This window comes from Microbacterium sp. HSID17254, from assembly GCF_003989315.1.
Lineage (GTDB): Bacteria > Actinomycetota > Actinomycetes > Actinomycetales > Microbacteriaceae > Microbacterium.
In genome coordinates this window covers 36,563-56,355 of sequence record NZ_RBLT01000007.1, presented here as the reverse complement: position 1 = coordinate 56,355, position 19,793 = coordinate 36,563, and the positions used below count along the sequence as shown (strand labels likewise).

Annotated in this window: 19 protein-coding genes and 1 tRNA gene; 7 read left to right on the top strand and 13 right to left on the bottom strand. The window is 71.2% G+C overall.

From position 1 onward, the window contains the following. Nucleotides 1-120 precede the first annotated feature (120 nt). Both D8M34_RS05505 and D8M34_RS05500 read right to left on the bottom strand, forming a co-directional pair. Entirely contained in the window at nucleotides 121-1,812 is a 1,692-nt protein-coding gene (locus tag D8M34_RS05505) for a sensor histidine kinase (RefSeq protein WP_085606199.1), read from the bottom strand. A 61-nt stretch (nucleotides 1,813-1,873) separates the two neighbouring features. Next, nucleotides 1,874-2,566, bottom strand: coding sequence for a response regulator transcription factor (locus tag D8M34_RS05500; protein WP_025105529.1), 693 nt, complete (start codon nucleotides 2,564-2,566; stop codon nucleotides 1,874-1,876). Nucleotides 2,567-2,685: 119 nt separating this feature from the next. Here D8M34_RS05500 and D8M34_RS05495 point away from each other — a divergent pair, with 119 nt between their 5' ends. Then, on the top strand, nucleotides 2,686-3,693 hold the full coding sequence (locus D8M34_RS05495) for a CPBP family intramembrane glutamic endopeptidase (protein WP_161973036.1): 1,008 nt from the start codon (nucleotides 2,686-2,688) through the stop codon (nucleotides 3,691-3,693). 15 nt (nucleotides 3,694-3,708) lie between these two features. Here D8M34_RS05495 and D8M34_RS05490 read toward each other — a convergent pair whose 3' ends face one another. Genes D8M34_RS05490 through D8M34_RS05480 form a run of 3 tightly spaced genes read right to left on the bottom strand, consistent with a single transcriptional unit; the run spans nucleotide 3,709 to nucleotide 7,375 of the window. Beyond that, nucleotides 3,709-5,349, bottom strand: coding sequence for a DNA repair helicase XPB (locus D8M34_RS05490; RefSeq protein WP_025105530.1), 1,641 nt, complete (start codon nucleotides 5,347-5,349; stop codon nucleotides 3,709-3,711). A gap of 36 nt (nucleotides 5,350-5,385) precedes the next feature. Further along, nucleotides 5,386-7,089 carry a helicase-associated domain-containing protein gene (locus D8M34_RS05485; RefSeq protein WP_126893364.1) on the bottom strand — a complete coding sequence of 568 codons (1,704 nt, stop codon included), beginning with the start codon at nucleotides 7,087-7,089 and terminating at the stop codon, nucleotides 5,386-5,388. Nucleotides 7,090-7,099: 10 nt separating this feature from the next. Next, complete coding sequence (locus D8M34_RS05480) at nucleotides 7,100-7,375, bottom strand: multidrug ABC transporter ATPase (RefSeq protein ID WP_126893363.1); 276 nt, start codon at nucleotides 7,373-7,375, stop codon at nucleotides 7,100-7,102. A 116-nt stretch (nucleotides 7,376-7,491) separates the two neighbouring features. Between D8M34_RS05480 and D8M34_RS05475 the strand changes: the two genes are divergently transcribed. Next, nucleotides 7,492-7,872 (top strand): cold-shock protein, encoded by a 381-nt coding sequence (locus D8M34_RS05475; RefSeq protein ID WP_025105533.1) that lies wholly within the window; start codon nucleotides 7,492-7,494, stop codon nucleotides 7,870-7,872. After that, on the top strand, nucleotides 7,856-8,479 hold the full coding sequence (locus D8M34_RS05470) for a DUF3027 domain-containing protein (RefSeq protein ID WP_025105534.1): 624 nt from the start codon (nucleotides 7,856-7,858) through the stop codon (nucleotides 8,477-8,479). Before D8M34_RS05475 ends, D8M34_RS05470 begins: the two co-directional genes overlap by 17 nt. 9 nt (nucleotides 8,480-8,488) lie before the next feature. On the opposite strand, the gene serC is transcribed toward D8M34_RS05470, so the two are convergent. Continuing rightward, nucleotides 8,489-9,601, bottom strand: a complete 1,113-nt coding sequence (serC, locus tag D8M34_RS05465; RefSeq protein ID WP_126893362.1) for a phosphoserine transaminase — start codon at nucleotides 9,599-9,601, stop codon at nucleotides 8,489-8,491. Between the two features lie 101 nt (nucleotides 9,602-9,702). On the opposite strand from serC, the gene D8M34_RS05460 reads away from it, so the two are divergent. From D8M34_RS05460 to D8M34_RS05445, 4 genes are all read left to right on the top strand, one after another. Continuing rightward, on the top strand, nucleotides 9,703-10,404 hold the full coding sequence (locus tag D8M34_RS05460) for a metal-dependent transcriptional regulator (RefSeq protein ID WP_025105536.1): 702 nt from the start codon (nucleotides 9,703-9,705) through the stop codon (nucleotides 10,402-10,404). A gap of 236 nt (nucleotides 10,405-10,640) precedes the next feature. Further along, nucleotides 10,641-11,468 (top strand): M23 family metallopeptidase, encoded by an 828-nt coding sequence (locus D8M34_RS05455; protein WP_025105537.1) that lies wholly within the window; start codon nucleotides 10,641-10,643, stop codon nucleotides 11,466-11,468. A gap of 307 nt (nucleotides 11,469-11,775) precedes the next feature. Continuing rightward, nucleotides 11,776-12,273, top strand: coding sequence for an HNH endonuclease (locus D8M34_RS05450; RefSeq protein WP_025105538.1), 498 nt, complete (start codon nucleotides 11,776-11,778; stop codon nucleotides 12,271-12,273). A gap of 48 nt (nucleotides 12,274-12,321) precedes the next feature. Then, nucleotides 12,322-12,395 (top strand) — tRNA-Arg (locus D8M34_RS05445). A gap of 18 nt (nucleotides 12,396-12,413) precedes the next feature. On the opposite strand, the gene D8M34_RS05440 is transcribed toward D8M34_RS05445, so the two are convergent. Genes D8M34_RS05440 through D8M34_RS05410 form a run of 7 tightly spaced genes read right to left on the bottom strand, consistent with a single transcriptional unit; the run spans nucleotide 12,414 to nucleotide 19,793 of the window. After that, a complete protein-coding gene (locus D8M34_RS05440) occupies nucleotides 12,414-14,600 on the bottom strand; it encodes an MMPL family transporter (protein ID WP_126893361.1) in 2,187 nt (728 codons plus the stop codon). A 44-nt stretch (nucleotides 14,601-14,644) separates the two neighbouring features. Beyond that, a complete protein-coding gene (locus D8M34_RS05435) occupies nucleotides 14,645-15,538 on the bottom strand; it encodes a prenyltransferase (protein ID WP_126893360.1) in 894 nt (297 codons plus the stop codon). Next, nucleotides 15,535-15,873, bottom strand: coding sequence for a lycopene cyclase domain-containing protein (locus tag D8M34_RS05430; RefSeq protein ID WP_126893359.1), 339 nt, complete (start codon nucleotides 15,871-15,873; stop codon nucleotides 15,535-15,537). Before D8M34_RS05430 ends, D8M34_RS05435 begins: the two co-directional genes overlap by 4 nt. Then, the gene (locus D8M34_RS05425; protein WP_202976250.1) at nucleotides 15,870-16,217 is read right to left on the bottom strand and encodes a lycopene cyclase domain-containing protein; all 348 of its coding nucleotides are present in this window, start codon (nucleotides 16,215-16,217) and stop codon (nucleotides 15,870-15,872) included. Before D8M34_RS05425 ends, D8M34_RS05430 begins: the two co-directional genes overlap by 4 nt. Further along, nucleotides 16,217-17,809, bottom strand: a complete 1,593-nt coding sequence (crtI, locus tag D8M34_RS05420) for a phytoene desaturase family protein (protein WP_126893358.1) — start codon at nucleotides 17,807-17,809, stop codon at nucleotides 16,217-16,219. The genes D8M34_RS05425 and crtI overlap by 1 nt, the downstream gene beginning before the upstream one ends. Then, a complete protein-coding gene (locus tag D8M34_RS05415) occupies nucleotides 17,806-18,714 on the bottom strand; it encodes a phytoene/squalene synthase family protein (protein ID WP_126893357.1) in 909 nt (302 codons plus the stop codon). The genes crtI and D8M34_RS05415 overlap by 4 nt, the downstream gene beginning before the upstream one ends. Next, a complete protein-coding gene (locus tag D8M34_RS05410; RefSeq protein WP_126893356.1) occupies nucleotides 18,711-19,793 on the bottom strand; it encodes a polyprenyl synthetase family protein in 1,083 nt (360 codons plus the stop codon). Before D8M34_RS05410 ends, D8M34_RS05415 begins: the two co-directional genes overlap by 4 nt.

Genomic DNA, 19,793 nt, shown 5'->3' with positions numbered 1-19,793 from the left:
CCCTTCGAGGAAGCTCCGACGGTACGGGGGGCTGCAGCGCCGTCGAAGAGGCGAGCCCGCATCCGGTGCGGAAGCCGGGAGAAGGTGCGCTCCGCGAGAGGTCTGTGCAGGAGCGAGTGCCTACGGGAGGTCGTCGAGCCGCTCCAGCGGCTGCGTGTCCTCGAGGAGATGCTCCGGGGTCGAGCGCGCGGGGGCGAGCGGGAGCGTGACGGTGAAGGTGGCGCCGCCTCCCGGGCTCTCCGACACCGCGATGTCGCCGTTGAGCGCCTTGAGGATGGAGGCGACGATCGCCAGTCCCAGGCCGGAGCCGCCGGTCTCCCGCGCGCGGGAGGTGTCGGCTCGCCAGAACCGCTCGAAGATCTGCTCCCGGATCTGCGGCGGGACACCCTCGCCGTGGTCGACGATCGAGATGCTCGCGGTGCCCGCCGTGCGGTCGGAATCCACGACGATCTCGATCGGGCTGTCCTCGGGGGAGAAGCGGCGGGCGTTGCCCAGGAGGTTCGTGACGACCTGACGGACCTTGTTCTCCTCGCCGAGCACGATCGGCGGTGTCCGCACCGGGATGTCGGCCACCTCGGTGAAGTCGATGGCCGGCGGCTGCTCCTGCGGCCGCGCGCGGCGACGAAGGCGCGACAGGGTGGCGCGGGGGCGCGGCTTCGGCGCGGGCTCCGGGGCGATGGGCACCACCGGCGTGCGGATGGGTGTGGTCGGGACGTTCTCGAGCGTGCGGTCGATCACGGAGATCGTGCGGCCCGGAGCTGCGGCCCGCACGTCGAGGGCGGCATCGCGCGCGATGGGGCGGAGGTCGAGCGGGACGATCTGCGGCTCGCGCTCCTCGTCGAGTCGGGCGAGCGCGAGGAGGTCCTCCACGAGGACGCCCATGCGGATCGCCTCCTTCTCGATGCGCTCCATCGCCCTGGCGGTGTCCTCCTCGCCCTTGATCGCGCCCATGCGATACAGCTCGGCATAGCCGCGGACGCTGACGAGCGGAGTGCGCAGCTCGTGGCTGGCGTCGCCGATGAAGCGTCGCATGTGCTGGACGGTGCGATCGCGCTGGGCCAGGGAGCGATCCACCCGGTCGAGCATCGTGTTGATGGCCGCGTTCAGGCGTCCGACCTCGGTGGTCGGCTCCAGGTCGGTGAGCCGCTGCCGGAAGTCGCCGGCGGCGATCGACATGGCGGTCTGCTCGACCTGCCCGAGCCGGCGGAACGTCAGCGTCACGAGGCCGCGGGTGAGCAGAGCCGCGACGAGGATCGTGATGAGGGCGATGGTGATGTAGATCCCGAAGTACTGGCTGATGATGCGGTCGGCCTCGGCGAGGGGGAGCGCCACCATCTGGATGCTCAGCGGGTCGCCCTCCTGCTGCACGACGGCCGCGGCGGCGTGGTAGACCCGGCCGTCCGTGTCCTCGAGGGCGAGCACCTGATCCTCGTTCGCCTGGGCGTCCGACAGGGAGTACTCCGCGGGGAAGACCGGGGCACGACCGGAGGCGCTGGGGGCCGTCGCACGCAGGGCGCCCTCCGCATCGTAGATCGCGAAGGAGAAGTCGCGGGGCTTCTCGTCCCGCGGGGTGTACGTGGTGACGCCGTCGATGGTCGTGGTGTCGAAGTACCGGTCGACGAGGTCGCTGGTCACCAGTGCCGGAAGCTGCGCGTTGATGTTCTCGACCAGGGCGTTCCGCAGCAGCGGCACCGTCCCGATCCCGGCGACGAGGAGACCGAGGGCGAGCACGGCGACCGTGACGCCGGTGACCTTGGCGCGGAGGCTGATGCGCCGCCACCAGGCGGTGACCGCATCCGGCTTGTGCGCCATGCGGTCCTCCCTCGTGCGGCGGCGATGCCGTCCGGGGACGGCGGGTGCGGGCTCGACGGTCTCAGACCGTCTTGCCCACCTTGAGCATGTACCCGAAGCCGCGCTTCGTCTGGATCAGCGACTCCTCCGTGTGCGGATCGATCTTGCGACGCAGGTACGAGATGTAGCTCTCGACGATGCCGGCGTCGCCGTTGAAGTCGTACTCCCAGACGTGGTCGAGGATCTGCGCCTTCGACAGCACCCGGTTCGGGTTCAGCATGAGGTAGCGGAGGAGCTTGAACTCGGTCGGGCTCAGGTCGATCGGCTCCTTGCCGACGTGCACGTCGTGCGTGTCCTGGTCCATGGAGAGCTCGCCGGCGCGGATGATCGACTCCTCGTCGGCCTGCATCGTGCGGCGGAGGATGGCCTGGGCCCTGGCGACGATCTCGTCCAGGCTGAACGGCTTGGTGACGTAGTCGTCGCCGCCGGCGTTCAGGCCCTCGATCTTGTCCTCCGTGCCGTCCTTGGCCGTGAGGAAGAGGATGGGGGCGGTGAATCCGGCGCCGCGGAGGCGCTTGGTCACGCTGAACCCGTTCATGTCGGGGAGCATGACGTCGAGGATGATGAGGTCCGGCTCCTCCTCGAGGACGGCGGAGATCGTGGCGGCGCCGTTGGCCACCGTCTTCACCTGGAACCCGGCGAAGCTGAGACCCGTGGAGAGCAGGTCGCGGATGTTGGGCTCGTCGTCGACGACCAGGATGCGCGCAGCAGTCATGACCCCATTATGGTGACTTCGGCCATGCGCGGGCTGATTATCCTGCGGAACGGCGTGGATGCGGTCGATCCGTCGGCGGGTGGATGTGCCGCACAGGCGGCCCGGGGGAGGATCGAGGCATGAGTTCGATCGAGGACGCCACCGCCGCCCCCGTCACCCCGTCCGCGCCGTCCCCGGAGGTGTCCGAGCGCGGGCTCGAGTACCACCGTCTGGCGCTCCTCCGCCCGCGCCCCCGGTGGTGGAAGCCGCTGCTCACCGGCCTCCTCGGCATCGCGTTCTACCTCGCGATCCTCGTGCTCGTCGTCGTGCCGCTCGTGGTCGTGTCGGCCCTGGTGCCCGGGTGGGGCGCCGAGCTGCAGATGCTGTTCCGGACCACCGCGTACTTCCAGCTGGACCGTCCGTGGCTCCTCGTGGCGCTCGTGCTCCCGCTCATCCTCATGATCCCCGCCCTGCTCCTCGCCTCGCGGGTCGTTCAAGGGCGAGGCGTCGGGCTCCTGTCGTCGGTCACCGGGCGGCTGCGGATGGACTGGCTCGGTCGGACCTTCGGGCTGGCGTCCGCGGTGTTCGTCGTCTACTTCGCCGTGGTGCTCGGCTGGTCGGCGGCCCTCGGCGATGCGGTGACACCGGACTTCTCCCACCCCGGGCTCCTGCTCATGGTGGTGCTCCTGCTCGTGCTGATCCCGTTCCAGGCCGCCGCGGAGGAGTACGTCTTCCGCGGCTATCTCATGCAGCTCGTCGGGACCTGGCTCCGGCACCCCGCCTTCGCGATCCTGCTGCCGGTGCCGCTGTTCGTGCTGGGGCACGGCTACGACGTGTGGGGTGCGGCGAGCGTCGGCCTCTTCGCCGTCGTCGCCGCCTGGCTCACGTGGCGGACGGGCGGGCTGGAGGCGGCGATCGCGCTGCACATCGTGAACAACCTGATGATCTTCCTGCTCGGCTCCGTCGCCGTGGTCGATGCGAACGCCACCTCGGGGTCGCCGGTGGATCTCCTCGGCTCGGCCGCGGCGATGCTCGTCTTCGCCGTCGTCGCAGACCGCTGGGCGCGCCGGAGAGGGATCACCCGGACCGCGTCGCCCGCCGCCGTCGCCCGCGGGACGCATCTCCTCCCGGGGAGGATGCACGGCTGAGCGCCGCGATCCTGTTCAGGCGGCGATCGCCTCGGCGTCCATGATCGTGTAGCTGTACCCCTGCTCCGCGAGGAACCGCTGCCGGTTCTGCGCGTAGTCCTGGTCGATTGTGTCGCGGGCCACGAGCGTGTAGAAGCTCGCCGTGTGGCCGGACTGCTTGGGGCGGAGGAGTCGCCCGAGCCGCTGGGCCTCCTCCTGCCGGGAGCCGAACGAGCCGGACACCTGGATGGCGACCGACGCCTCGGGGAGGTCGATGGAGAAGTTCGCGACCTTCGACACCACGAGCAGCGAGATGTCGCCCTCCCGGAACGCCCGGTACAGCTCCTCGCGCTCCTCGACCGGGGTGGATCCGGTGATCTGCGGGGCGTCGAGCGCCTGCGAGAGCGCGTCGAGCTGGTCGAGGTACTGACCGATGACCAGGATCTGCTCGCCCTGGTGGGCCGCGATCAGCTCGCGCACCGCATCGATCTTCGCCGGTGCGGAGGCCGCGAGCCGGTAGCGCTCGTCGTCGGTCGCCGCCGCGTACTCCAGGCGGTCCGCCGGGGGGAGGTCGACCCGCACCTCGAAGCAGGCGGCGGGGGAGATGAACCCCTGCGCCTCGATCTGCTTCCAGGGGGCATCGAAGCGCTTGGGGCCGATGAGACTGAACACGTCGCCCTCGCGGCCGTCCTCGCGGACCAGGGTCGCGGTGAGGCCGATCCGGCGCCGCGCCTGCAGGTCGGCGGTGAGCTTGAACACCGGGGCGGGCAGCAGGTGCACCTCGTCGTACACGATGAGGCCCCAGTCCAGGGCGTCGAGGAGCGCGAGGTGCGCGTACTCGCCCTTCCGCTTCGCCGTGAGGATCTGGTACGTCGCGATCGTGACGGGCTTGACCTCCTTGGCCTGCCCGGAGTACTCGCCGATCTCCTCGGGCGTGAGGCTGGTGCGCTTGAGCAGCTCGTCCCGCCACTGCCGTGCGGACACGGTGTTCGTCACGAGGATGAGCGTCGTGGTCTTCGTGGCGGCCATGGCCCCCGCGCCGACGATGGTCTTTCCCGCCCCGCAGGGGAGGACCACCACGCCGGAGCCGTCCTTGGAGAAGGCATCGACCGCGTCCTGCTGGTACGGGCGGATGGTCCATCCGTCCTCGGCCAGCTCGATCTCGTGGGGTGTGCCGGGGGTGTAACCGGCCAGGTCTTCGGCCGGCCAGCCGATCTTCAGCAGCTCCTGCTTGATCTGGCCGCGGGCCCATGCGTCGACGACGAAGGTCTCCGGCGTGGGGTGCCCGATGAGCAGCGGCTGGATGCGCTTGTTGTTCGCGACCTGGGCCAGCACAGCGGGGTCGGTCGAACGCAGGATGAGCACGCCCTCGTCGTCGCGCTCGATGACCAGGCGCCCGTACCGGTTGACCGTCTCGCGCAGGTCGACCGCGACGGAGGGCGGCACGGGGAAGCGCGACCAGCGGTCGAGCGTCTCCAGCATGTCGTCGGCGGTGTGCCCGGCCGCGCGGGCGTTCCACAGACCCAGGCGCGTGATGCGGTAGGTGTGGATGTGCTCGGGGGCGCGCTCCAGCTCGGCGAAGATCGCGAGCTCGTGACGGGCGCTCTCGGCGTCGGCGTGGGCGACCTCGAGGAGCACGGTGCGGTCGCTCTGGACGATCAGGGGGCCATCAGACATAGCTGACCAGTCTACCGGCCCCTGGCCGCACGGGGCCTAGGTCGGGACGACGGTCGCGGCGCGGATGCTCGACACCGGCAGGGTGCGCTCGACATCGGCCGCCCTGTCCCTGCCGCGCAGCCGACCACCGCCGATCCCGGTGGCTTCGAGGAGGAGATCCCTGGTGGATCCGTCCGGCATGCCGACCGTCACCCGCAGCACGGCCTTCGCGCGCACCGCCGCCTCCAGCTCCCTGTCCAGCCACGCGGCGTCCGCGTCGGGGCCCTGGTGCTCGCGCAGCCGGGCGATCAGCGGTCCGTAGTCGGGGGCGGGAGCGTGGTCGGGAACGGCGGCCGGATGGCGCGTGCGCACCGCGACGGTCCCGTCGCGATCGACGAGGGTCGCCGGATACCGGGCATCCGTCAGCGCCCAGTACACCGTGTCCTGCCCGACCTTGGTGGTCAGCGAGCCGACGTGCGCGGTGAGTCCGAGAGGGCGGAGCGACTGGTCGACCGCCATGGCCTCGAGGAGGTGCGCGTCCGTGCTCTCCACCCGGGTGCGCCCCGTCTCGTCGTCCACGGAGACCCGCACGAGTCCGTGGCGCTGGCCGGTCTGCGCGACGAGGTAGCCGAGGGGCTGGGGGATGCCCGTGAGCGAGAGACCGCCGAGGAACTCCAGGATCGAGGCCTCGTCCTCTCCCGCGGCGAAGGCGTGCGCCACCGACTCCGCGGTGAACCGGTACGACGAGGCCTGGGAGGCCGACTCCCGGCGGGCCATGGTGCGCAGGCGCACGTCCAGCGCGGGCTGCAGAGGACCGGGGGCGATCGCGGTGAGGTCGTTCTGGAGGAAGATCCGGTCCACCTCTGCGGGCAGGAGCGCGGCGAGGGCGGAGGGGTCAGCCGCCGCGCCGCGCCGCAGGGCCTCGGACCAGGCGGGTTCGGAGCCGTCCTCCGCGACCAGACCGAGGAGCCGGGCGCCTTCGAGCTGCCGCGCCGCGTCTTCCGGCCAGGCCGGGTCCCAGGGGTGGGCGCGGTGCCACTGCGTGAGCGGGAGCCACCCTCCCGGCTCCGTGCGCACACCGCGGGGCAGCGCGTCGCGGAAGGCCGTGGCCAGCACGCTCCAGCGTGCGATCGCGGGAGAGCGCAACCACTCCTCCGCGGCGGCCGTCGTGCGCAGCAGTCGATCGCTCGGCGTCGCGAGCCCGGCGCGGACGGCGAGGGTCACCAGAGGATCGACGCTCTCGACGGGGAGGCCGGCGTCGGCGAGCTGGCGTTTCTGCCCCGCGCTCACGGCGCCGCCCATGAGCAGCGCGAAGGGCTGATCCCTGGCGAGGAGGAGGATGTCGGCCACCGCGCCGACGGTGGTGAAGGCGCGTTCGGCGGCGTGTGCGGCCACGGACTCCGTGGAGGCCGGCGCCGCCGTCTCGTCCGGCACCGCGGGGCGGGTCTTCCCGGCGACCGCTTCCGCCACCGGCGGGTGCGGGGTGCCGTCGGGGCGGAGGAGGGCGAGGGCGATCAGGCGCTCCCGCTCGGCGCCGACGACGCTCCCGGAGGCGGCATCGAGAAGCGCCGTGGCCTCGGCGGCGGTCAGAGCGGGCAGCACTCGGGCGATCGAGGACGGCTCCAGCAGCGCCTCCGCGGCGTCGAAGAAGTCCTGCCATCCGGCATCCGGACGGACGCCCCGTGCGCTCAGCAGCGCCGTCAGCTCGTCATCGCTCGCCGCAGCCAGGTGATCGGCCAGCGGGCGTGCGTGCGTGCTCATCGGTGCGGCCTCACCGACGCGACTCTGCGCGGCCCTTCCGCACGAAGCTCATCACCAGCAGCACGATGATCATGACGAATGCGAGCGGCAGACCCCAGTAGGGGATCGCGGCTATCACGGGCCACAGTCCTTCGCCGAAGGCCGCCCGGTCCATGCCCAGCGCCGTGCCGATGATGATGACGAAGAAGCAGATCACCGCCGCCGCGGCGATGCCGAGCGCGGTGAACGCCAGGATGCGGTCGATCCGACCGATGGGGACCTCCGGTCCACGGCTCTGCGTACTCATCCGCCCCAGCCTACTCGCACGCCGGGAAGCCGCTCCGATCCGCCCGTGACCGGTAGGCTGGGGGCACGCGCACGAGCGCGTCCCGTTCTGCATTTCGATCCCAGCGAGGTTCTCCCATGCCCACCGGCAAGGTCAGGTTCTACGACGAAGACAAGGGTTTCGGCTTCATCGCCAGCGATGACGGCCAGGACGTCTTCCTGCACGCCTCCGCGATGCCCGCCGGCACCGCGGTGAAGGCGGGTGCGCGCGTGGAGTTCGGCGTGGCCGACGGCAAGCGCGGCCTCCAGGCGCTGTCGGTGCGCGTGCTCGAAGCGCCGCCCAGCCTGGCGAAGGCCAAGCGCAAGCCCGCCGACGACATGGCCATCATCATCGAGGATCTCGTGAAGCTCCTCGACGGCATCGGCGGCGATCTGCGCCGCGGCCGCTACCCCTCCTCCAGCCACGGTCGCAAGATCGCGGCCGTCCTGCGCAAGGTCGCCGATGACCTCGAAGCCTGACGCCGACGCGCGTCTCGTCGAGGCGCACGACCTCGCGCTCTCCGCTCTGCGCGAGATCACACCTGCCGCCACGATCGGCCCGGCTGCCGGGTTCATCCCGGAGGACGACGGATCCGTCTCCCTCCGCTTCGAGAACCGGCTCCCCGGCTACCCCGGCTGGTACTGGACCGTGACGGTCGCCCGCGTGGACGACGAGGAGCCCACCGTCCTCGAGGTCGAGCTGCTCCCCGGCGACGGCGCGCTGCTCGCTCCGGAATGGGTGCCGTGGGCGGAGCGCCTGGCCGAGTACCGCGCGCACCAGGCCGAGCTGGCCGAGGCGGCGGCCGGCGGCGGAGACGACGAGGCCGACACGGACGACGAGAACGCCGACGGCGAGCTCGACGACGACGGCATCGACGATGACGAGCTCGACGAGGACGGCTCCGACATCCTCCACGCCGGCGACCTCGACGGGGTGGACATCGATGAGCTCGACGACTCCGAGGACGACGCGTCCGACGAGGACGACGAGCCCGAGGACGACGAAGCCGAGGACGACGAGGCAGACGGCTCTGAGGACGACGACGCCGACGCCCGCGATGCGGACGCCGGCGACGAAGAGGAGTGAGCCGGGCGATCAGCCGCCGAGGTTCTCCTGCACGAAGTCGATGGCACGGATGAGCTGACGCACGTCGTCCGGCTCGATCGAGACGAAGGTCGCCACCCGCAGCTGGTTGCGGCCGAGCTTGCGGTACGGCTCGGTGTCGACGATGCCGTTCGCGCGCAGCGCCTTCGCGATCGCCGCGGCGTCGACGCTGTCGTCGAAGTCGATGGTCGCGACGACGGGCGAGCGGTGCGCCGGATCGCTGACGAAGGGCGTCGCCACGGCCGAGGCCTCGGCCCAGTCGTACAGCACCGAGGAGGACTCGGCCGTACGTGCCGCAGCCCAGCCGAGCCCGCCGTTGTCGAGGATCCAGCGCAGCTGGTCGTCCAGGAGCAGCAGCGTCGTGAGGGCGGGGGTGTTGAGCGTCTGGTTGAGCCGGGAGTTGTCCACCGCCTGCTTCAGGCTCAGGAACTCCGGGATGTACCGCCCGGAGGCGGCGATCCGCTCGATGCGGTCGATCGCGGCGGGGGAGACCGCGGCGAACCAGAGACCGCCGTCGGAGCCGAGGTTCTTCTGCGGGGCGAAGTAGTAGACGTCGGCCTGCGCGATGTCGAGGTCGATGCCGCCCGCGGCGCTCGTCGCGTCGATCACCGTGAGCGCCCCTTCCGCGTGGACGCGCTCGATCGGCGCGGCCACGCCGGTGGAGGTCTCGTTGTGCGGCCAGGCGTACACGTCCACACCCTCGACGAGCTCGGCGGCGCTGCGCGACCCGGGCTCGGCGGAGCGGACGTCGGGAGCCTCCAGCCAGGGAGCGGCGGCGGCCTTGGCGAACTTGCCTCCGAACTCGCCGAACACGAGGTTCTGGCTGCGGCGCTCGATGAGGCCGAAGGCGGCGGCGTCCCAGAACGCGGTCGACCCGCCGTTGCCCAGGATGATCTCGTAGCCCTCCGGCAGACGGAAGAGCGCGGCGAGCTGCTCGCGGACGCTGCCGACGAGGTTCTTCACGGGCGCCTGACGATGCGAGGTCCCCAGGATCGAGGCACCCGTCGTGACGAGCGACTCGAGCTGCGCACCGCGCACCTTCGAGGGGCCGCAGCCGAAGCGGCCGTCAGTGGGCAGGAGGTCACGGGGAATCTCGATCGCCATGGCTAGATTCTAGGGGGATCGCGCCGCCGTTCCTCCTGCCTGCGCCCCGTCCGATGTCGCCGGAGGAATGTAGGCTTGCCTAAGAACTTTCGGAGGGCCACATGACGGATCTGATCGACACCACGGAGATGTATCTCCGCACCATCCTCGAGCTCGAGGAGGAGAACATCGTGCCGCTGCGGGCGCGCATCTCGGAGCGCCTCGGCCACTCCGGTCCCACCGTCTCGCAGACCGTCGGACGAATGGAGCGCGACGGCCTCGTCGTGGTGTCCGAAGACCGCACGCTCGAGCTCACCGACGCCGGACGCCGCAAGGCCGTCGACGTCATGCGCAAGCACCGCCTCGCCGAGCGCCTGCTGTCCGACGTGATCGGGCTGGACTGGGCGTTCGTCCACGAGGAGGCCTGTCGCTGGGAGCACGTGATGAGCGAGCAAGTCGAGCGCCGTCTCGTCGAGCTCCTCGGTCACCCCACCGAGTCGCCGTACGGCAACCCGATCCCGGGACTCGACCAGCTCGGCGACCTTCCCGCCCGCACTTTCGACGAGGGCGTCATCGGCCTCGTGCAGCGGCTGAACGCCGCGGGCGAGCCGGTCGAGGGGACGGTTCGCCGTCTCGCCGAGCCGGCCCAGGTCGACCCCGAGCTCCTGGAGCAGCTGCGTGACGCGGGCGTCGTCCCGGGCGCGCGCGGAGACTTCCGCTTCAACGAGGGCTATGTGCTCATCCAGATGGACGGCAAGGAGGAGGGTCTGGAGCTCCCGGTCGAGCTCGCCTCGCACATCTTCCTCGTCGGCGAGCCCGCCTGATCGGCTCACCGAGGATTGTCAGTTTCCCAGGGTGACATGATCGTTATCTTCCGGTAACCTCGGTCAGGTCCTCAGCGAAGAAGCCCGCTGGGGGCGAACCGCGAAGATCCGCCTTCCGGCTCGTCGTCTTCCCGAGAGGGATGCGCTCGAACCCGAGCAGTGCATCCCTGCCCTGGGGCAGAGAGTGTCGACGAGCCAGCGCCACCCGAGGTGCGAGGGCTCAGGAGGACCACGTTTTGGCCGCAGACATCGAACCGACCGCGAAGACATCTGAAGACCGAGTACCCGCCCGGCGCTCCGGCGCCCGGGTCGGCGTTCGGAAGATCGCAGCCCCTCTCCGGTCGGTGGCGATCTTCGGTGCCGTCGGCGCCCTCGTCGCCGCCGTCGCGCTCCCCGCCTACGCGGCGTCGAAGCCGACGGATGCCACCGCGCAGACCGTCCAGCAGCTCGCCGCCGTCGACGCGCAGTCGCTGGTCGTCGCCTCGGAGGCCACGGCCGCCCCGCTCGTGCGCGGTGCCTTCAGCGCCACCACCCCCGAGGAGATCGAGAAGAAGAAGGCCGAAGAGGCCGCAGCCGCCGCCGCCCGCGCCGCAGCCGCCGCCGCGTCCGCCTCCACGCCCTCCTCCGGCACGTTCAACACCGCGGGGTACGCGCTCGTGGCTCCGGGCTCGGGCGAGGTCCGCTATCCGCTGCCCCTCGGCTCCTGGAATGTCAGCCGCACCGTGGGCGGCGGTCACAACGGCGCCGACATGCTCGCTCCGGCCGGCACCCCGATCTACGCCGCCGCTTCGGGCGTCGTGCGCGCCTCCGCCGAGAGCATCGGCGGCTACGGCGTCGCGGTCATGCTCGACAGCGTCGTGGGCGGTCAGCGCGTGCAGACCACGTACGGGCACATGCTGTACGGGTCGCGCCAGGTGCAGGCCGGCCAGACGGTCGCGGCCGGTCAGCTGATCGGCTACGTGGGCAGCACCGGACGCTCGACCGCGAACCACCTCCACTTCGAGGTCTGGATCAACGGCGGCCTCGTCGAGCCGATGTCCTGGCTCTCCGTCAACGCCGGCTGAGCGGGACACGTTCTCGGTCATTCACCTCCCGTTTCGCCGCGGTCCCCGCAGGATGAGTTAGCCTGAACCCGTCGTCATACAGGCGGGAGAGGCTGATGGAGCGTACACCGAGCATCCGAACCATGGACGCTCTCGGTCGTCACGTCCTTCGGCATTGCCCGCAGGAATGCCGCGGTCCTGCCGCGCGCGAAAGGCGCCGTCTCTAGACGGCGCCTTTTCTCGTCCCTGCGAACACTCTTCCTCCTGCACGACGTCGTGTGAGTCGAGAGTGCCGGGAAGCCGTCCCGGCGGATCGAGAGGATGACGAATGCGCACACTGGTCCTGAATGCCGGATACGAGCCGCTGGCGATCGTGTCCTTCAAGAGAGCCCTCGTCCTGGTCATGAACGACAAGGCGACGGTGATCGAACGCGTCGAGGACGACCCCGTCTGGGGCACCCACGGCGTCTACGACCGCCCGGCGGTGATCATCCTCTCCCGCTACGTGCGCGTCCCCACGAGCCGGCGCGTCCCGGTGACCCGCCGCGGCGTGCTGCGACGCGATGGTCATCGCTGCGGATACTGCGGCAAGGCGGCCGCGACGATCGACCACGTCCTGCCGCGTTCGCGCGGCGGCGCGGACTCCTGGGAGAACCTCGTCGCGTGCTGCCTGCGCTGCAACAACCTCAAGAGCAACCGCACCCCGCAGGAGATGCGGTGGCAGCTGCGGTTCACGCCGCGCCCCCCGCACGGCACCGCATGGACGGTGCGCGGGGTGGAGCGCAGCGATCCTCGCTGGGAGCCCTACCTCGCCCTCGCCGCCTGACGGACGGCGCGAGGACGCGCAGCCCTGGTCCCGTAGACTGGGCTGCGCGCCCTCGTAGCTCAGCAGGATAGAGCAGCCCTCTCCTAAAGGGCAGGTCGCAGGTTCGAATCCTGTCGAGGGCACTCCCGCTTCCGCACGCGTCAGGGCCGGCCGCGCCGCCACAGCTTCGACGGCCACCAGATGGCCTTGCCGATGTCGTACGCGAGCGCCGGGACGAGCAGCGAGCGCACCACGAAGGTGTCAAGCAGCACTCCGAACGCGACGATGAACGCGAGCTGCACGAGGAAGAGGATCGGGATCACCGACAGCGCCGCGAAGGTCGCCGCCAGCACCAGGCCGGCGGAGGTGATGACGCCGCCGGTGATGGAGAGCCCGCGGAGGATGCCCTCCCTCGTCCCGTGCTGCTTCGACTCCTCCCGCACCCGCGTCATGAGGAAGATGTTGTAGTCGATGCCCAGGGCGACGAGGAACACGAAGCCGTAGAGCGGGACGGCGGGATCGGCGCCGGGGAAGTCGAAGACGCCGTTGAACACGAGCGCCGAGACGCCCATGGCGGTGCCGAAGGACAGCACCGTCGTCAGGATCAGCAGCACCGGCGCGAGGATCGAGCGCAGCAGCAGCATGAGGATGATCATGATCACGACGAGAATCACCGGGATGATGAGGTTGCGGTCGTGGATGGACGCGTCGTTCGTGTCGATCGAGGTGGCCGTCACCCCGCCCACCACGGCTCCGAGGCCGTCGAGCTCTCCGCGCAGCTCGCGCACGGTGGAGGCTGCGGCGGCGGAGTCGGCGGCGTCCGTCAGCGTCCCCTGCAGGAGCACCTGACCGTCGACCGTCGTGGGCTCCGGAGCCGGGGTCCCCGGAGGGCCGACGGCCGTGATCCCGTCCGCCGTCACCGGAGCGGACCCGCTCGGGGAATCGGCTGCGGTGACGGTCACCCCGTCGATCCCATCGTTCGCGAGGAGCACGTCGGCGGCGTCCTGCAGGCGGTCCTCGTCCACGATCACGGAGACCGGGCTTCCCGAGCCGCCGGGGAAGTGCTCGCCGAGCGCGACCTGGCCGTCGCGCGCCTCCGAGGCCCCGAGGACGAGGTCGGACTGCGGCACCCCCTGAGCGTCCAGCTGGGTGACCCCTGCCGCGCCGGCGAGGAGGACGAGCGTGGTCGCGATCCAGATCACGCGGGGACGCTTCTTGATAAGGCCGGACAGTCGCGCCCACAGCCCGGTGGTGCGCATGCCGTGCTCTTCGGCCACGACCTCGGGCTCGAAGCGGGGACGCCGCGGCCAGAAGACCGCGCGCCCGAACAGCAGCAGCAGCGAGGGCAGGAGCGTGAGCGCGGACAGCATCGCGAACACGATGCCGATCGCCGCGACCGGGCCGAGGGTGCTGTTCGACTTCAGGTCGCTGAGCAGCAGGCACAGGAGTCCCGCGATCACGGTGCCCCCGGACGCGACGATCGGCTCGACCGACCCCTTCCACGCGGCGAGGAGCGCGACGCCCTTGTCCTGCGCGACCCGCAGCTCCTCCCGGAACCGCGCGACGAACAGCAGCGCGTAGTCGGTGGCGGCGCCGATCACGAGGATGAAGAGGATGCCCTGGGTCTGCCCGCTGAGCAGCAGGATCTCCCACTTCGCCAGCCACCACACGACGAGGAGCGCGACGCACAGGGCGAACAGGCTCGTGGAGAGCACGACGAGCGGCAGCAGGAACGAGCGGTAGACGAGGACGAGGATCACGAGCACGGCGAGCAGGGCGACGCCGAGGAGGAGGCCGTCGATGCCGGCGAAGCCCGCGGCGAGGTCGGCCGTGAAGCCCGCAGGACCGGTGATGTAGACCGTGATGCCGTCCGGCACCGCGGCGCGCAGCTCGTCGCCGAGAGCGGTGGTGGCATCGCTGAGCTCGGCATCGCCGTCGATCGGGATGAAGGCCTGCACGGCTCGGCCGTCCTCGGACGGAAGCGCCGGGGAGACGTCGTCCGCGACGCCCTCCACGTCGGGCGCGTCGGCCACCGCGTCGGAGATCGCCTCGAGCTCGGACGGCGTCAGCTCCTCCTCCGAGGTGAACACCGCGATCGCCGGGATGGCGTCGCTGTCGGTGAACTCGCCGAGGAGCTGCTGCACGGTCGTGGCGTCCGCGGACTCCGGGAGGTAGGTGGTCTGGTCGTTCGACGACACCTCGTCGACCTTCCCGAACAGCGGACCGCCGAAGGACGCGCCCGCCAGCCACACCAGGATGAGGGCGACGGGCAGGAACACCCGCAGCCAGGAGTGGCGTCGGGTGCGCGCGCGGGTCGGCGGCGTCGGTGCGGGGGCGGGGCGGGACATCGGGGGTCCTTTCGGGAGCGGTGGCGGGGGGAGGCGGCGCGGGGTCAGGAGACCCAGGCGAGGATGAGGATCATCGTGGCGAGGAAGCCGGCGATGTAGTTCAGCGCGATGAACCGGCGCCAGGCGCGGTTCGTGCCGGCCGAGGTCTCGTCGGTGACGTTCCACCACGGCGCGGCGTTGACGATGTAGGGAAGCGCAAGCACGGCGGCGAGCGGTCCGGGCCAGGGGGTCAGCAGCATCGCGGTGCCGGCGATCGTCCAGAGCACGAGGGAGAGCCGGACGGTGGCCCTGGCGCCGATGACGGTCGCGATGGACGAGATGCCGCCCTCGCGATCGGGTCCGATGTCCTGCACGGCGCCGAAGGCATGGGCCGCCATGCCCCAAAGGAAGAAGGCGACGAGGACGAGGACGGTGGTCGTGGTGACGGGGGCTCCGGCGAGGGAGAGGCCCACGAGGGCGGGGCTGACGAAGTGGGTGCTCGAGGTCACGGAGTCCAGGAAGGGACGCTCCTTGAAGCGCAGCACCGGTGCCGAGTAGGCGAGGACCGCGAAGACGGTGACGGCGAGCCACAGCCAGGATGCCGGAGTGCCGACCGCGAACAGGTAGACGAGGAAGGGCACGTTCGTGACCGCCGCCGCCCACAGCGTCGCACGGTGGATCCGCGGGGACAGCAGGGCGCCCTCGATCCCGCCCTTGCGGGGGTTGGCCAGATCGGAGGCGTAGTCGAAGACGTCGTTGATGCCGTACATGGCGAGGTTGTACGGGATGAGGAAGTACAGCGTGCCGATCACGAACGTCGCGTCGATCTCCCTGGTGCTCAACAGGTAGGCGGCGGCGAAGGGGAAGGCGGTGTTGATCCAGCTGATCGGTCGGGAGGAGAGGACGATCTGGGCGATGTCGCGGCCAAGGCCGCCGGTGCGAGACGTCTGATCGGTCATGCCTGCTCCTCCGTCCGGGCGGCGGCGCGTGTACGGGAGCGGCGCCCGCGGAGGGCGGTCCACAGCGCGGGGAGCAGCAGCACGCCGGCGAGCGGGTAGGCGAAGTCCTCGATCGGGGCGAGCCCGATGTGCAGGCCGGCGAGCGGGCCGGGCGCGTAGTGGAAGAGTCCGGTGGCGATCATGACGGTGTCGAACACGGCGGTCAGCACGAGAAGGGCGAGGGCGGTCAGCGCGAGGGCGCCGAGGTGCGGGGTACGGCGCGCGGCGACGCCGAGCGCGACCGCGGCGAGGACGGCGACCGCGAGGAACACGGCGGACAGCTGCAGGTAGGTCATCGCGCCGCTCCTTCCGCCTCGGAAGTGCCGCAGCGGCGCTCCAGGACGCGCACGGCGCCGCCGTAGAGCACCATCGTGCACACGACGAGGAAGACGAGGAAGATCGGCTCTTCGAGAGGGAGTTCGGGGGCCAGGACGATGCCTGTGGCGATCGCCGCCTCTCCGCGGAAGAAGATCCCCGCCGCGATACCGGCCACATCCCAGACGAGGAAGAAGGCGAGGCCGACGGCGGTGACGACGGTCGCCGCCACGGCATCGCGCCAGAAGAACAGGCGGAACCGCCAGTCCAGCAGCAGCATGCAGCCGAGGGAGACGAGCAGGGCGGCCAGGTAGATCGCGCCCATCATGCCCGCTCCACGCTCGTCGGGCGTGGGGCCGGCTCCGGCAGCGGACCGGGGGAGTGGTCGCCTCGGATGCGCTTGAGCACGATCTCGGCGCTGATGAGGCACATCGGCACGCCCACACCGGGGGCGGTGGTCGCTCCGGCGTAGTACAGCCCCTGCACGCGCCGGGACGCGTTCTGCGCGCGGAACATCGCGCTCTGCGTCAGGATGTGCGCGGGCCCGAGCATCCCGCCCCGCCAGGAGTGGTAGTCGTCGCGGAAGTCGGCCGGCCCCACGGTCTCCCGGACGACGATCCGCTCCCGCAGGTCGGGGATCCCCGCCCACGTCTCGATCATGTCGATCGCGGCGTCCGCAGCCTTCTCGACAGCCGCGGAGCCGGCGCGGTCGCTTCCCCCGTGCCCGAGATCGACGTCGGCCGGCACCGGCACCAGTACGAAGAGGTTCTCGTACCCGTCCGGCGCGACCCCGGCGTCGGTGGCGCTGGGACGGCAGACGTAGGTGGACGCCGGGCTGGGGACGGCAGGGGTGCGACCGAAGATCGCGTCGAAGTTCGCATCCCAGTCGTCGGTGAAGAAGAGCGAGTGATGGGGGAGCTCGGGCAGGGCACCGCGGACGCCGAGCATCACGAGCACGCCGCCGGGCCCGCTCGTGCGCCGCGCCCACCAGGACTCCGGATAGGACTGCAACGTCGGGGGCAGCAGCGCCGTCTCCGTGTGGTGCAGATCGGCGCCGGAGACCACGATGTCCGCGTCCTCCACGTGCTGGTGGCCGTCGCGGTCCGTCCAGCCGACCCCGGTCGCATGGGTCGCGCCGTCGGCATCCTGGGTGCGGATCCCGGTGACCTCCGCGCCGGTGACGATCCGGGCACCGGCATCCTGGGCCAGCGCCGCCAACCGTTCGACGACGCGCCAGAAGCCGCCCTGCGGATACAGCACGCCCTGGTCGAGGTCGAGCGCGCTCATCAGGTGGTACATCGCCGGGGCCGTCCGGGGATCGGTGCCGAGGAAGACCGCGGGGTAGCCCAGGATCTGGCGCAGCACCGGGTTCCGGAAGCGGCGGGCGGCGAAGGCCTGGAGGCGCGTGCCGAGCAGCGAGAAGAGCCGAGGGAGCGCGCGCACCACCTCGGGCGCGGCCAGCGTCCTGGTCCGGGTGAACGGGTTGTAGAGGAAGTACCTCCTCGCCATCGCCCCGGCATCGTGGGCGGAGGCGAGGTAGGTGTCGAGCGCGGCGGCGGAGCCGGGTTCCATCGACTCGAACAGCGCCGAGACGGCGTCCCGTCCGGCGGGCACCGTCACCGGAGCGTCGCCGGACTCGGGGGAGCGGAAGACGCGGTACCCCGGGTCGAGCAGGGTCAGGTCGAGCTGCTCCTCGGTGCTCGTGCCCATCATCGCGAAGTAGTGGTCGAACACCTCGGGCATCAGGTACCACGAGGGGCCGGAGTCGAATCGGAAGCCGTCGCGCTCGATGGTGCCCGCCCGTCCGCCGACGCGGTCGTTCTTCTCCAGGACCACGACGTCATGGCCGTCGCGTGCGAGCAGCCCGGCCGTGGCCAGGCCGGCCACGCCCGCGCCGATGATGACGATGCGGCTCATCGGTCCCGCTCCAGGCTCGTGACGATGACGGCCCGCGCGGCGAGCAGCGCCTTGATCGGATCCGGCACGCGGACCCGCCGGCGGTACAGCTCCGCGGCCGGCGTCCGCGCGACCTTCCGGGTCAGGGCGGCGAAGAGGGCGAGGGCGCTGCGCACCGCGGCACGGGCGTCCTTCGGGAGCAGCGGGATCGCAGCTCTCGCGTCGGCGAGCTGACGGTGGACGGTGTCGACCCAGGAGTCGCGGTCGGCATCGGTGAGACGAGCTGAGCCGCCGAGGTAGCCGCGCTGCAGGCGGTCGGTGTCGTCGGCCAGATCGCGGAGGAAGTTCACGTTCTGGAACGCGGCTCCCAGCCGCCGAGCCCCGCGCTCGAGGATCTCGAGCTCGGCCGGCGTCCGCGTGGCGTCGCGGAGGAAGACTCGGAGGCACATGAGCCCCACGACCTCCGCCGACCCGTAGACGTACGCGGCGTGCGCGTCGGCGTCGTAGGCCGTGAAGCCGGAGTCGCCCGCGATGTCGGCGCGCATCGAGTCGAAGAACGGCCGGGTGAGGTCCTCGCCGATCCCGCACTCGCGCGCCGTCCGCGCGAACGCGTGCAGGATGAGGTCGCTGCTGTAGCCGGTCCGCATCGACCGATGGGTCTCCGCGATGTACGAGTCCAGGGCGGCCGCCTGGGCGCCCGCGTCGAGTCCGGCCTCGGCGGCGACGCCGTCGACGATCTCGTCCGCGATGCGCACCATCGCGTAGATGTTCCGGACGTGCTGACGATGACGTCGCCCGAGGAGGCGGGTGGCCAGGCCGAACGATGTCGAATAGGTGCGGATCACATCGGAGGTCGCGATCTCGGCGGTGCGGCTGAAGCGGCGCAGCGCCGCGTCGTCGCGATGCTCGGCGGGGGTCGCGGTCATCGGCTGCGGCCCTCGATCCGGTCGGCGAGCGCGAGGACGACGCGTCCTGCATCGGCCGAGAGCGTGCCCGCCTCCTCCGCTTCCGCGAGCACCGTCGAGACGGCGGCGAGCTGCTCCTCCACGAGACCGCGGACGAAGCCCTCCGCACCGCATTCGCGGAGGCGGTCGCGCATCTCCGCCGCGTCCTCGACGCTCAGGTCGGTGGCCCCGAACCGCAGCTCGATGCTGGGCCAGTGGCTGGTCATCCGCGCGTAGGCGATGATCGCGGTCTCCTTGCCCTCGCGGAGGTCCGAATAGGGGTCCTTGCCGTGCGTCTCCGGATCCCCGAACACGCACAGCAGGTCGTCCTGCAGCTGGTAGGCGAGGCCGAGGTGGCCGCCGATCTCGGTCAGCTGCTCCTCGGCTGCCGTCGACGCCCCCGACAGGATGGCCGCCGCGCGGAGGGGGAGGACGAACGAATAGGCGGCCGTCTTCGACGCGCTCGTGGCGAGGATGGTGCGGAGGTCGGCCGCGATGATGCCGTCGCTGAGGGCCACGTCCGAGTGCTCGCCGGCGACGGTCTCGAACACCGTCGTCTCGAGGAGGGCGAGGAGCCGCTCCCGTCGCGCGGCGGGGATGTCGGCGCGGGCGAACCCGAGCACGGCACTGGACAGGAGGAGGTCTCCGAGGAGGATGGCGCTCGACCGGCCCCAATGCAGCGCCGCCTCGCCACCGGCATCGGGGCGACGGGAGACGAGGGAGCCGATGAGGTTGGGGCGGCGGCGGCGCGTGAGGTCGCCGTCGATCACGTCGTCGTGCAGGAGGAACGCGAAGTGCAGGAGCTCGACATGAGCGGCCACGTCGATCGCCCGGGCGGTGTCCTCCGCCGTGAGGGGAGCCGTGGTGAGCGCGGACAGGAGGTCCATGAGCATCCGCGGACGCAGGAGCTTCCCGCCGAGAGCGTGCTCGGCCGCGGTGTGCCACAGCGCGGCGAACTCCGCCCCGTAGTGCTCGGCGGCGACCGCGCGCTCGGCGAAGCGTCGTCGCAGCACCGCCTCGATGCGGGTGCCGAGGTCTTCCTCTGTCACTGTGACGGCCAT

Bases quoted from the DNA above. Each gene is read 5' to 3' on its own strand.
- D8M34_RS05505 (WP_085606199.1), bottom strand. From the start codon at position 1,812: ATGGCGCACAAGCCGGATGCGGTCACCGCCTGGTGGCGGCGCATCAGC.
- D8M34_RS05500 (WP_025105529.1), bottom strand. From the start codon at position 2,566: ATGACTGCTGCGCGCATCCTGGTCGTCGACGACGAGCCCAACATCCGC.
- D8M34_RS05495 (WP_161973036.1), top strand. From the start codon at position 2,686: ATGAGTTCGATCGAGGACGCCACCGCCGCCCCCGTCACCCCGTCCGCG.
- D8M34_RS05490 (WP_025105530.1), bottom strand. From the start codon at position 5,349: ATGTCTGATGGCCCCCTGATCGTCCAGAGCGACCGCACCGTGCTCCTC.
- D8M34_RS05485 (WP_126893364.1), bottom strand. From the start codon at position 7,089: ATGAGCACGCACGCACGCCCGCTGGCCGATCACCTGGCTGCGGCGAGC.
- D8M34_RS05480 (WP_126893363.1), bottom strand. From the start codon at position 7,375: ATGAGTACGCAGAGCCGTGGACCGGAGGTCCCCATCGGTCGGATCGAC.
- D8M34_RS05475 (WP_025105533.1), top strand. From the start codon at position 7,492: ATGCCCACCGGCAAGGTCAGGTTCTACGACGAAGACAAGGGTTTCGGC.
- D8M34_RS05470 (WP_025105534.1), top strand. From the start codon at position 7,856: ATGACCTCGAAGCCTGACGCCGACGCGCGTCTCGTCGAGGCGCACGAC.
- serC (WP_126893362.1), bottom strand. From the start codon at position 9,601: ATGGCGATCGAGATTCCCCGTGACCTCCTGCCCACTGACGGCCGCTTC.
- D8M34_RS05460 (WP_025105536.1), top strand. From the start codon at position 9,703: ATGACGGATCTGATCGACACCACGGAGATGTATCTCCGCACCATCCTC.
- D8M34_RS05450 (WP_025105538.1), top strand. From the start codon at position 11,776: ATGCGCACACTGGTCCTGAATGCCGGATACGAGCCGCTGGCGATCGTG.
- D8M34_RS05440 (WP_126893361.1), bottom strand. From the start codon at position 14,600: ATGTCCCGCCCCGCCCCCGCACCGACGCCGCCGACCCGCGCGCGCACC.
- D8M34_RS05435 (WP_126893360.1), bottom strand. From the start codon at position 15,538: ATGACCGATCAGACGTCTCGCACCGGCGGCCTTGGCCGCGACATCGCC.
- D8M34_RS05430 (WP_126893359.1), bottom strand. From the start codon at position 15,873: ATGACCTACCTGCAGCTGTCCGCCGTGTTCCTCGCGGTCGCCGTCCTC.
- D8M34_RS05425 (WP_202976250.1), bottom strand. From the start codon at position 16,217: ATGGGCGCGATCTACCTGGCCGCCCTGCTCGTCTCCCTCGGCTGCATG.
- crtI (WP_126893358.1), bottom strand. From the start codon at position 17,809: ATGAGCCGCATCGTCATCATCGGCGCGGGCGTGGCCGGCCTGGCCACG.
- D8M34_RS05415 (WP_126893357.1), bottom strand. From the start codon at position 18,714: ATGACCGCGACCCCCGCCGAGCATCGCGACGACGCGGCGCTGCGCCGC.
- D8M34_RS05410 (WP_126893356.1), bottom strand. From the start codon at position 19,793: ATGGCCGTCACAGTGACAGAGGAAGACCTCGGCACCCGCATCGAGGCG.